11 protein-coding genes are annotated in these 11,054 nt (G+C 76.0%); 5 read left to right on the top strand and 6 right to left on the bottom strand.

Annotation, left to right across the window (positions count from 1 at the left end; all coding sequences use genetic code 11):
* Positions 1 to 81 precede the first annotated feature (81 nt).
* Both AB0D08_RS25240 and cutA read right to left on the bottom strand, forming a co-directional pair.
* Positions 82 to 1,110, bottom strand: a complete 1,029-nt coding sequence (locus AB0D08_RS25240) for a DUF4349 domain-containing protein (protein ID WP_359891788.1) — start codon at positions 1,108 to 1,110, stop codon at positions 82 to 84.
* 316 nt (positions 1,111 to 1,426) lie between these two features.
* Positions 1,427 to 1,750: a divalent-cation tolerance protein CutA gene (cutA, locus tag AB0D08_RS25235; RefSeq protein WP_033820744.1), complete on the bottom strand. Its 324-nt coding sequence runs from the start codon at positions 1,748 to 1,750 to the stop codon at positions 1,427 to 1,429.
* 123 nt (positions 1,751 to 1,873) lie between these two features.
* Here cutA and AB0D08_RS25230 point away from each other — a divergent pair, with 123 nt between their 5' ends.
* The 4 genes from AB0D08_RS25230 (at position 1,874) to hemQ (ending at position 6,639) form a co-directional block, all read left to right on the top strand.
* The gene (locus AB0D08_RS25230; RefSeq protein ID WP_033820745.1) at positions 1,874 to 2,638 is read left to right on the top strand and encodes an SDR family oxidoreductase; all 765 of its coding nucleotides are present in this window, start codon (positions 1,874 to 1,876) and stop codon (positions 2,636 to 2,638) included.
* Positions 2,639 to 2,730: 92 nt separating this feature from the next.
* Positions 2,731 to 4,380, top strand: a complete 1,650-nt coding sequence (locus AB0D08_RS25225; RefSeq protein WP_359891784.1) for a leucine-rich repeat domain-containing protein — start codon at positions 2,731 to 2,733, stop codon at positions 4,378 to 4,380.
* A gap of 52 nt (positions 4,381 to 4,432) precedes the next feature.
* Complete coding sequence (gene hemG / locus AB0D08_RS25220) at positions 4,433 to 5,929, top strand: protoporphyrinogen oxidase (RefSeq protein WP_051812546.1); 1,497 nt, start codon at positions 4,433 to 4,435, stop codon at positions 5,927 to 5,929.
* On the top strand, positions 5,926 to 6,639 hold the full coding sequence (gene hemQ, locus AB0D08_RS25215; protein WP_033820748.1) for a hydrogen peroxide-dependent heme synthase: 714 nt from the start codon (positions 5,926 to 5,928) through the stop codon (positions 6,637 to 6,639). The genes hemG and hemQ overlap by 4 nt, the downstream gene beginning before the upstream one ends.
* 24 nt (positions 6,640 to 6,663) lie before the next feature.
* On the opposite strand, the gene AB0D08_RS25210 is transcribed toward hemQ, so the two are convergent.
* From AB0D08_RS25210 to AB0D08_RS25195, 4 genes are all read right to left on the bottom strand, one after another.
* Positions 6,664 to 7,434 (bottom strand): TIGR04222 domain-containing membrane protein, encoded by a 771-nt coding sequence (locus AB0D08_RS25210; RefSeq protein ID WP_359891780.1) that lies wholly within the window; start codon positions 7,432 to 7,434, stop codon positions 6,664 to 6,666.
* Between the two features lie 81 nt (positions 7,435 to 7,515).
* Positions 7,516 to 8,550, bottom strand: coding sequence for a TIGR04222 domain-containing membrane protein (locus AB0D08_RS25205; RefSeq protein ID WP_051812548.1), 1,035 nt, complete (start codon positions 8,548 to 8,550; stop codon positions 7,516 to 7,518).
* Positions 8,551 to 8,616: 66 nt separating this feature from the next.
* Positions 8,617 to 9,045 carry a hypothetical protein gene (locus AB0D08_RS25200; protein ID WP_063794369.1) on the bottom strand — a complete coding sequence of 143 codons (429 nt, stop codon included), beginning with the start codon at positions 9,043 to 9,045 and terminating at the stop codon, positions 8,617 to 8,619.
* On the bottom strand, positions 9,038 to 9,886 hold the full coding sequence (locus AB0D08_RS25195; protein WP_051812551.1) for a DUF692 domain-containing protein: 849 nt from the start codon (positions 9,884 to 9,886) through the stop codon (positions 9,038 to 9,040). The genes AB0D08_RS25200 and AB0D08_RS25195 overlap by 8 nt, the downstream gene beginning before the upstream one ends.
* A gap of 243 nt (positions 9,887 to 10,129) precedes the next feature.
* Between AB0D08_RS25195 and AB0D08_RS25190 the strand changes: the two genes are divergently transcribed.
* Positions 10,130 to 11,038, top strand: coding sequence for a GNAT family N-acetyltransferase (locus tag AB0D08_RS25190; RefSeq protein WP_359891776.1), 909 nt, complete (start codon positions 10,130 to 10,132; stop codon positions 11,036 to 11,038).
* The last annotated feature ends 16 nt before the right edge of the window (positions 11,039 to 11,054 follow it).

The following is an 11,054-nucleotide window of genomic DNA, read 5'->3' as shown; positions in this document are numbered from 1 at the left end:
CGCGCGGGCCCGGCCGCGCGCCCCGCGGCCGCCCGGCCGCCCGCCCCCCCGGGGGCGTGGCAGCCGGGCGGCGCCGTCGGGTCAGCTCGGCGGGGCGGCGTCCTCCGCCGGGGCCACCGGGGGCGCCGGGGGTGTCCCCGGTGCGGTGGCCGGCGGCGCCGGAGCGGCCCACGGGCCGGCGCCCGTCACCCGGACCGGGGCGGCCGCCCGCACGGCGGCGGGGCGCGCGGCACGGCGCCGCAGCAGCACCCGGACCAGTACCCCGACCGGCACGGCCACCAGCAGGAACGGCGCGACCGCCGCCAGCGCCACCAGCAGCCCCTGGACCAGCAGCACCAGGACGTGCCAGCCACCCGCGGCGGCGTGTCCGACCGAGGCCGCCAGGCCGGTCCTCTTCTTCGCGGCGGGCTCCGGCGCCGGCGCCCGTTCGGTGTGCAGCTCCAGCGTGATGGTGGAGAAGGAGGTCCGCGCCGACAGCTCCTGCTGCTGGCGCTTGAGCGACTCCAGGTCGGCCTCGCGCCGGCTCAGCTCGCTCTCCAGCGACACCACCTCGGCCAGCGTCTTGGCGTCCGCCATCAGCGCGCGGACCCGGTCCACGCTCGCCTGCTGGGTCTTCACCCGGCTGTCGACGTCCACCATCTGCTGGGTGAGGTCCTCGGCCTGGCTGGTCAGCCGGAGCGTCCTGGTACCGAGCGCGGCCAGCTGGTCCAGCATCCGCTGGTGCCCGGCGGAGGGCACCTTGAGGGTCAGCTGGGCGTCGCCGGCGGACACCGACTGGCTGCCGACGTAGCCGCCGGCCGCCTGCACCGCGTCGGTGGCCGCGGTCACCGTCCGGCCGACGTCCTTCACCTCCAGGCTCAACTGGGCCTTGTACTCGATGTACTTGGGGTCCACCGCCGGGGCCTGCGCCGCGCCGCCCCCGGACTGCTTCGCGTCGGCCGGCGCCTTGCCGTCCGCCGCGGCCGGCTGCCCGCCGCCCGGGGCGGCCACGGCCGGCGCCGCCGCCCGGTCGCCCGTCGCCGACTTCGTGCTCCCCGAGTCCGCCGAGCAGCCGCTCAGCAGGAGCACCGCCGCGACCCCCACGGCTGCCACGATTCTTCGTCCCGTCACGATTCCAGGCCCTCCCCGTTGTTCTCGGCCGCGCCCGCCGTGGGCGCGTACTGCGGGTTCGACGCAGCCGCCTCCCCGCAGGATCCCGTCGGTTGGTCCCAACCCGGTCACGTACCGGACGCGTTCGGATGTAGAACGGCGGCGTGGACGAGATCAGCGGGGGACTGTTCACCGGACTCGCGCTCCAGGCCGACCGGATGGCGATCGGTCAGGCCGCGCACCGCGCCGGCGCGCCACCTCGCGGGCGGCCGCGGGGGGCGTGGGGAGGAGGCCGGGCGGGTCCGGGAGCTGGTCGCCGCGAGGGCCGCGGACGGGCTCAGCCGCGCGCCGTCTGCTCCACCACCCACGCCAGATAGCCGGGACTGCCCGCCGTGACCGGCGTCGCCAGGACCTCCGGGGTGTCGTACGGGTGGCCGTCCACCAGGTGCGCCTCCAGCTCCGGATAGCGCGCCACGGTGGTCTTGAGCACCACCCGCCACTCCCGTGCCGTCTCCAGCTCGCCCTGCCACCGGTAGACGGAGGTGATCGGGCCGTCCACCTGGGCGCAGGCGGCCAGTTTGGCGGTCACTGCGGAGCGGGCCAGCGCGGCCGCGAACTCCGCGCTGTCGGTGGTGGTCGTCACGGTCAGCACGTCGGTCATACCGCGATCCTGGCACCCCCGGGTGGTCCCGGTCTCCTTCCGTCCGTCCGCCGGACCCCGCCACCGCGGCCGGTCTACGCTGCCGGGCAGATGATCGTCCGTCGATGTGGACCGGGGGCAGGGATGACCGAGCGGCTGGCAGTGGTGTCGGGTGGCGGCAGCGGGATCGGGCGGGCCATCGCCGGCCGGCTCGCCGAGGACGGCTGCCGGGTGGTGCTGCTCGGCCGCCGTGCGGAGCCGCTGGAGCGCGCCGCCGGGGAGATCGGGCGGCTCACCGGGCCCGGTACGGCCCTCGCCGTCCCCGCCGACCTGACCGACCCCGGGCAGGTGGAGGCCGCGGCCGCCCGGATCCGGGCGCTCGGACCGGTCGACGTCCTGGTCAACAACGCCGGTGCGATCATCACCCCGCCCGCCGACGACACCCTCGCCGCCCTCGCCGACTCCTGGCGGCGGGACCTGGACACCAACCTGCTCACCGCGGTGCTGCTCACCAGCGCCCTGCAGGGTGCGCTGCGCCGGCCCGGGGGCCGGCTGGTGGTGATCAGTTCGGCGGCCGCCCAGCGCGGCGGGGCGGGCCCGCACTCGGCGGGATCGTACGCGGCGGCCAAGGCGGCCCTGCACGGCTGGGCGTTCGGCCTGGCCAGGCAGCTCGGTCCGGACGGTGTCACGGTCAACGTGCTCGCCCCCGGGTACGTCGCCGACACCGAGATCTTCGGCGCCGGCTGGACCCCGGAGTTCCACGCCGGCAAGGTCGCCGACACCCTGGTCGGCCGGGCCGGCACCCCGGCGGACGTCGCGGCCGCCGTCGGCTACCTCGCCTCGCCCGACGCCGGCTACCTGACCGGCCAGGTCATCGGCCTCAACGGCGGCGCGGTCCTCGGCCGTTAGACCGCGGAGCCCGCCCGCCCTCCTGCCTGCCCGGCTGTCCGGCTGTCCGCCCGCCCGCCGGGCTGTCGGTGTGCGGCACTAGCATCCCCGGCATGACGACCCACGGCACGGCGGCGCCCGGCTACCGCATCATCGGCGCGGACGAGGCCGAGGCCCGCTTCCAGGTCTCGGCCGAGGTCGAGTACCCGTTCCGGGAGTTCGCCGACGAGCAGGAGATCCGCCTCTACGAGGGCGGGCTCGCCGTCCCCGGCGACCTGGCGGCGGAGAGCGACGGCGACTGGGTCCCGTACAACGTCATCGTCGACGGCGACCTGACCGTCGGCGGCGCGCTGGACTGGTGGGACTCGGCGGGCGGCAACTTCCTGCTGGTCACCGGCGGTCTGACGGCCCGTGCGGTGCTGCTCTCCGGCTGCCCCAACGTGGTGGTCCGCGGCGATCTGACCGCCGCCGACGGCGTCCAGGGCAGCTACGGCGACGACGGCGGCCTGCTGGTGGTCGGCGGCCGCACCACCGCACCGGTGGTCATCAGCGGCCTGTACTTCTCGATGTCCTTCGGCGAGCAGCCCGCCGCGCTGCTCGCCGCCGACCCCCACCGCACCGACCGCCCGGTCGACTTCACCGACGACGAGCTGGACCAGGTCGTCCTGCCCGCCCTGCTGGACGCCGACGGCGACGTGGACCTGCGCCGCACCGCCGCCGAGCTGCGGGCCGGCCGGACCGTGCTGCGGCCCGGCGTCCGGCCCGCGCACCTCGCCGCCCTCGACGAACTGGACGCCCTGCTCGTCCGCGCCGGCGAGATCACCGAACTCGACCTCTCCGGCCGCAAGCTGCGCGGACTCCCGGCGCAGCTGTTCCGCTTCCCCGCGCTGCGCTCCCTCGACCTGTCCGACAACCCGGACCTCGGCGACCTCGACCCGCGCCTCGGCACCCTGACCGCCCTGCGTGAGCTCGACCTCTCCGGCACCGGGCTGCGCCGGCTCCCCGACACCGTCGGCGACCTGGCCGAGCTGCGGGTGCTGGACATCTCCGGGAACCGCTTCGAGGCGCTGCCCGACCGGCTCGGCGCCCTCGCCCGGCTGGAGGTGCTGCGCGCGGCCGACCTGAGCTGCGCGGTGCCCGAGGCCCTGGCCGGCCTCGGCGCGCTGCGGGAGCTGGACCTGTCCGCCCTGCAGCCCGGCGGGTACGACGACCCGGTCGCCTTCCCGCTGCCGGTGACCGCCCTGACCGGCCTGCGCGAGCTGTCCCTCGCCCGCACCTGGCTCACCGAGGTCCCGGACGCGCTGCTGGCCCTGACCGGGCTGGTCCACCTCGACCTGCGCGGCTCGCTCTCGGCCGGCCTCCACCGGCTGCCCGACCTCGCCCGGCTGCCGCACCTGCGGGTCCTGCGGCTGAGCGGCCACACCCCCTGGACCTTCCAGCCCGAACCGGACCACGCGCTGCTGGACGCCGTGTGGGGCATCACCACGCTGGAGCACCTGGAGATCGACCGCTGGGGCGAGAAGAAGAACGGCGGCCGGATCCTGCGGCCGGCCCTCACCGCCCTGCCCGACGACGCCTTCGCCGCCACGCCGGGCCTGCGCCGGCTCGACCTGTCCTTCAACGAACTCACCACGCTGCCGGAGTCCTTCTTCGCGCTGCGCCACCTCGAAGCCGCCGACCTGCGCCGCACCCGGCTGGACCACCGCACCGCCGAGCGGGTGCGCACGGTCTTCCCCCTGCTGCGGTCGCAGTTGCGGGAATGAGCCGCCCGGGCTGGTTCGTGGCCGGTCCGTAAGACCTGGAAGACTTCCGGGCATGGCAGAACCTCATGTCGTGCCCCCTGTCGTGCCGCCCGTCCTGCCGCCTGCCGTGCCTCATGTCGTGGTCGTGGGCGGCGGCATCGCGGGACTGGCCGCGGCCGCCTTCCTGAGCGGGCCGCCCGGCGGCGCCCCCCGGGCCCGGGTGACCCTCCTGGAGGCGTCCGGGCACCTGGGCGGCAAGCTGATGTCCGGCCTGGTCGGCGGGGTCCGGGTCGACCTCGGCGCCGAGTCGATGCTGGCCAGGCGGCCCGAGGCGGTCGAGCTGGCCCGCCTGGTGGGCCTGGACGCGGAGCTGGAGCCGCCGACCACCGCAAAGGCCGCGGTGTGGACCAGGGGGGAGCTGCGCCCGCTGCCGGCCGGCCAGCTGATGGGGGTCCCCGGCGACCTGGCCGCCCTGGCCGCCTCCGGTGTGCTCTCGGCCGAAGGCCTGGCCAGGGCCGGCCGGGACGTCCCGGCGGAGCTCGGCGAGGACACCGCCATCGGCCGCTACGTCGCCGAGCGGCTCGGCCGGGAGGTGGTCGACCGGCTGGTCGAGCCGCTGCTCGGCGGGGTCTACGCCGGCCGCTCGGACGAGATCTCGCTGCGGGCCGCCGTCCCGCAGCTGCTGGCCGCCGCCCGGGACGGCGGTCCGCTGGTCGACGGCGTGCACCGGCTGCTCGGCCGGGCCCACGCCGCGGGCGGGGCCGCCGGCCCGGTGTTCCAGGGGCTGCGCGGCGGCATCGGGACCCTCCCGGAGGCCGTCGCCGCGTACTGCCGCAAGGCCGGTGCCGACCTGCGCACCGGCACCGCGGTGTCCGGGCTGGCCCGGACCGCGGACGGCTGGCGGGTGACCGCCGGCGAGGAGGAGTTCACCGCCGACGCCGTGGTGCTGGCCGTCCCCGCGCCGCAGGCCGCCGCCCTGCTGCGGGCCGAGGTCCCGGCGGCCGCCGCCGAACTGGCCGGGGTGGAGTACGCCGGGATGGCCCTGGTGACGATGGCCTTCCACCGCGCGGAGCTGGACCGCCCGCTCACCGGCAGCGGCTTCCTGGTGCCCCCGGTGGACGGCCGTGCGATCAAGGCCGCCACGTTCTCCTCCAACAAGTGGGGCTGGCTGGAGCGCGCCGCACCCGACGCCTTCCTGCTGCGCACCTCGCTCGGCCGCCACCGCGAGGAGCAGGCGCTCGGCCTGCCGGACGGGGAACTGGTCGCCCGCTCGCTCGCCGACCTGGACCGGGCGGTGGGCCTGCGCGCCCGGCCGTACGACACGGCGGTCACCCGGTGGGGCGGCGGCCTGCCGCAGTACCCCGTCGGGCACCTGGACCGGGTGGCCCGGATCAGGGCCGCGGTGGCGGGCGCGGGGGCGCTGGCGGTGTGCGGCGCCGTGTACGACGGGGTGGGCATCCCGGCCTGCATCGCCAGTGCCCGCCGGGCCGTCGACGAGCTGGGTGGCGCCGGCGGCGCCGCCGACCCCGTGCGGGGCACCCCGCACGGTGAAGGGAGAATGGACGCATGACTGAGACCACTGCAGACCAGCCCGTGAAGAAGAAGGCCCGTGACCTCAACCAGGTCATCCGCTACACCATGTGGTCGGTGTTCAAGCTGAAGGGCGAGCTGCCCGAGGACCGGGCCGCGCTGGCCGCCGAGGTGGACGAGCTGTTCGCCCAGCTCGACGCCAAGGACGTGACGGTGCGCGGCACCTACGACGTCTCCGGGCTGCGCGCCGACGCCGACCTGATGATCTGGTGGCACGCGGAGAACTCGGACGACCTCCAGGAGGCGTACAACCGCTTCCGTCGCACCGCTGTCGGCCGGGTGCTGGAGCCGGTCTGGTCGAACATGGCGCTGCACCGCCCGGCGGAGTTCAACAAGTCGCACATCCCGGCGTTCCTGGCCGACGAGCGGGCCCGCGACTACGTCTGCGTCTACCCGTTCGTCCGCTCCTACGAGTGGTACCTGCTGCCGGACGAGGAGCGCCGGGCGATGCTCGCCGAGCACGGCATGATGGCCCGCGGCTACCCGGACGTCCGGGCCAACACGGTGGCCTCCTTCGCGCTCGGCGACTACGAGTGGCTGCTCGCCTTCGAGGCGGACGAGCTGCACCGGATCGTCGACCTGATGCGCGACCTGCGCCCGTCCCGGGCCCGGCTGCACGTGCGCGAGGAGGTGCCGTTCTTCACCGGCCGCCGCAAGCCCGTCGCCGACCTGCTGGCCGGCCTGGCCTGACCGCCGTCGCGGGCGGCGCCGGCCTCAGTGCAGCAGCGCCGCCCGCAGCCGCGCGTCCGGTACGGCCTGCGGGCCGACCATGGCGACCGCTGTGAGCAGCTCGCGCTCGGCGTCGTCGACCGGTCCGCCGTGCTGCTGCGGCAGCCGCGCCGCCCGCAGCACCCGCTGTCCGGCCGGTGCGGCCCACCGGGTGTACGGGTGCACGTCGACCCGGGCCATCAGCAGCGTCCCGCCGGTGAGGACCAGCGGGAGCGCGAACCAGGCCGCCGCGGGCCCCGCCGTCCCGGGCCCGCCCAGCAGCAGAGCCACCGCCAGCAGGGCCAGCGCCGCCAGGAACGCCGTCCTGACCTGACGGACCGCCAGCACCGTGGCCTCGCGCACCCGTGGCGGGGTCGCCAGCCCGGCGGCGGCGAGCCGTTCGCCGATCTCCAGCACCGTCGGGTGCCCGGCCAGCGCCGTGCGCAGCCGGGCGGTCCGGCACTGGCCGTCGCGGCCGACCGAGCCGATCAGCGCCCGCTCCAGCCGGCTGCGGCCCTGCGGGTCGACCACGGTGGTCCAGCCGGTGTGGGCCAGGTGCAGCCGGCCCCGGGCCGCCATCAGCACCAGTACCAGGTCGACCACCCGGGTCGGCCCGCCGGCCAGGTACGCGGTCTCGTACAGGCCGACGCCGGCCGATCGCCCGCTCGCGTCCGCCGGGCCGTCCGGGTCGGGGCCGAAGGTGGCGGCGACCCGGACCAGCCGCAGGCAGGAGAGGACGGCCGTGACGCAGGCGGGGATCAGCAGGAGCAGCCACATGGGGCTGTTGTATTCCGGTCCGGGACACCGGCGGAACACAACCCCGGAGCGCGATACCGAACTGTGACCGAACCGTCCCGGTCAGGACCCGCAGCCGCCGCCACCGCCGCAGCTGGATCCGCAACTGCTGCTGGAGCCACAGCTGCTGGACGATCCGCAGCTGGACGAGGAGGACCCGCAGCTGCTCGACGAGCCGCAACTGCTGCTGGAGCCGCAGCTGCTGGACGATCCGCAGCTGCTGGAGGAGGAGCCGGAGTCCGAGCTGCTGCCGCACCAGACGGCGGTCGAGCAGGTGGAGCCCGAGGAGTCCGACGAACCCGCCGAGGGCGAGCCGATCCGCGGCAGCAGGCTCTGGCGCAGCACGTCGTCGCCGAGCACCGCCGCCCCGCCGAGCGCCACCCCGCCGAAGAGCAGCAGGTCCGCGGTCGAGGTGGAGCCGGTGTCGTGGGGCTGCCAGGGCGCGCCCTGCTGCATCAGCGCCAGCTGCCGCTTGCCGGCCGGGGTGATCCGGGCCCGGCCCGGCCGGGTGGACACCAGACCGATCAGACCGACGATCAGCAGGACGGCGAACGCGGGGAACGGGGGGAAGGAGAAGTCGTTCTCCTCGGAGATCCGGTCGATCCAGGCGAACGAGGCCATGACCGCCAGGACGACCGTGGCCGCCATGGCAAGCAGCCAGAAGCGGCGGGCCCGTACCACCGCCCGGTGCAGGTCCGGACGGCGCATCAGGCCCCGGTCGGCGAGCCGGTCGCCGATCTCCTGCACCGCGTCCGCGCGGGCGACCTTGCGGCGCAGCGCGTCGAGGTCCAGGCGCCGGGCCGGGCCGGCCGCCTCGATCAGTGCCGCCTCCACCGCGTCGCGCGGCGCCGGGTCGGTGATCGTGACGGTCCGGTCGCGGGACACCACGATCCGGCCCTCGCGCTCCATCCGGACGATCGCCGTGTCGGCGACCCGGCCCGGCCCCCCGGCCAGGAAGGCGGCGTCGAACAGCGCCAGGCCGCGGCCCGGCAGCCCCTGCGGGTTGGGGACCCGCCGCATCCGCCGCAGGGCGGTGGAGGTCCAGATCATGCCCACGGCCACCAGGGCGCAGGCGATGAGGAAGTGTGTGTGCCACATGGTGTGTCGTCCCCCGTCGGATGGGTCGTGAGGTGGTGCTGCGGCCGGCCGGCGGGCCGGCCCGGCTCAGCGGCCGAAGCGGCGGCGCAGCCGCCCGGTGCCGGCCGGCCGGAGCCACTGGGTGAGGGCGCCGCGCCACGGTGTCGCGGGCTCGGCGGTCAGCGCCCATTCGGCGAACGCCCGGGCGTCGGCCCGGTAGCCGCCGCTCTGCCGGTGCTGCCGCGCGTACCGGCGGAACAGCGGGTCGTACGCCTCGCCGAGGATCGCCGCCAGGTCCGGGGCCACCCGGGCGACGGTGTCCCGGCGCTTGGCGGCCAGGCCCTCGGCCTGGGTGCGGACCTGTTCGGGGTCGAAGCCGTCGGGCACCGGGCCGTCGGCGACGAGGGCGGCCAGCAGGTCGGTCTGCTGCCGGGCGAGCCGGGCGCGGGCCATCAGCAGTTCGGGGTCGGCCTCGCCGTCGCCGCCGCGCAGCACGTACTCGTCGCGCTCAGACATGCTGCACCTGCTGGGTCAGGACCCGGCGGATGGCGTCGAGTTCGCCGGCCAGTTCGGCCGGCGGCGGGAAGTCGGTGTCCCGCTCCAGCAGGACGCCGGGCGGTGCGGTGCGGGCGCACAGTTCGGCCAGCACCTCCAGGACGGGTGCGGTGACCGGATGGGCGTGGGTGTCGTGCCAGACGCCGCCGCGCTCGATGCCGCCGGCCACGTGGACGTAGGCGATCGCCTCCAGCGGCAGCCGGTCGAGTTCGGCACTGACGTCGAGGCCGAGGTTGACCCGGTTGGTGTGCAGGTTGGCGACGTCGACCAGCAGCCGGACCCCGGTCCGTTCGACCAGTTCGGCGAGGAACTCGCCCTCGGTGAACTCGTCCTGGGGCCAGCGCAGGTGGGCGGCGATGTTCTCCAGGGCCAGCGGCACCGGCAGCTCCTGCTGGGCGATCCGGATGTTCTCCGCGATCACCCGCAGCGACTCCCGGGAGCGCGGCACCGGCAGCAGGTGTCCGGCCTCCAGGCCGCCCGCCCGGACGAACGCCAGGTGCTCGGTGACCAGCGGCGCGGCGACCGCCTCGGCCACCTCGGCCAGCCGGGCCAGCCGGGTGCGGTCCGGCGGCTCGGCGCCGCCGAGGCCGAGCGAGACGCCGTGCGGGACGACCGTGACGCCCCGGGCGCGCAGTGCGGTCAGCGACTCGGGCAGGTGCCCGGCGCAGATGTTCTCGGCGACCACCTCGACCCAGTCGAGGCCGGGCAGCCGCTCCACCACGGTGTCGATCTCGGACCGCCAGCCGATGCCGACGCCCAGCCGGGGTGCGGTCGCAGCCGCGGTCGCGGTGCGGTCTGTCATGGTGACGCCTCCTTCCGGAGGTGCTGCCGAAACGGCATGGGAGAGGAAAGACAGGGAAGAAGGGCAAAGGTACCGGCCCGGGCGGGGGGCTCCGTCGCGCGCCCGCCCTGATGCTGAGGGTGTATCCCCGGGGGCCCACTGCCAACCCGTCCCCGGCAATCTCAGAGCTGAACTTGAGCTTTCCGCGGGGCCCCGGATATTTCAGCGGCGCCCGGCCACCGGAGTGGCTAACGTGGCCCGCCTATGACTGTCACCGTCCGTGCCTTCCGCCCGTCCGACGCCGTCGCGGCGACCGCCGCCCACCAGGCCGGCCGGCCGCATCTGATCTCCACCCCCGAGGTGGTCCGCTGGCTGGCCGCCCGCCCGCACTACCACCTGCTGGTCGCGGAGTCGGACGGTCTGGTCGTCGGTTCGGCCAGGTTCGGCGAGCTGACCGACAGTGTCACCCCGCACCAGGCCTTCCTCAACGTCAGCGTGGTGCCGGAGCACCGCCGCCGCGGCGCCGGGGCGGCGCTGCTGGCCGCCGCCGAGCAGGTGCTGCGGGCCGGGGGCACCACCCAGGCGCACGGCTGGGTCGACGACCGGCCGGGTGACCTGGCCTTCGCCGCCCGGTACGGCTACCGCGCGGGCCGCGTCGCCTACTTCGGACACCTGGACCTGACCGCCGGCCTGCCGCCGCTCACCCCGCCGCCGCCCGGCGTCGAACTGCGCCCCGCGGACGCCTTCCTGGCCGACCCGTACCCGCTGTACCTGATCGACGTGGCCGGGTCCCTGGACGAGCCGGGCGACCTGCGGCTGGACGCCCAGCCGTACGAGGAGTGGCTCGCCGAGGTCTGGGGCCGCCCGGACCTCGACCGCGCGCTCACCACGGTCGCGGTGGCGGACGGCGTCCCGGCGGCGCTCAGCGCGGTGCAGACCGACGGCGCCACCCGGTACTGGTCGGCCTTCACGGCGACCCGTCCCGAGTTCCGCGGCCGGGGCCTGGCCAAGCTCGCCAAGCTGGACTCCCTGCACCGGGCCCGCGCGGCCGGCCTGACCGCGGCGTACACCAGCAACGACGGCACCAACGGGCCGATGCTGGCGATCAACGCCTGGCTCGGCTACCGGCGTTGCGCCGGCGAGCTGAAGCACGTCCGGGACCTCGCCTCCTGACGGTGTCGGGCGGCTC

The sequence above is a fragment of the Kitasatospora sp. NPDC048540 genome (genome assembly GCF_040651175.1).
Classification (GTDB): domain Bacteria; phylum Actinomycetota; class Actinomycetes; order Streptomycetales; family Streptomycetaceae; genus Kitasatospora.
Note: the sequence above shows the minus strand (reverse complement) of the source record. Positions and strands in the feature narration are given on the sequence as shown.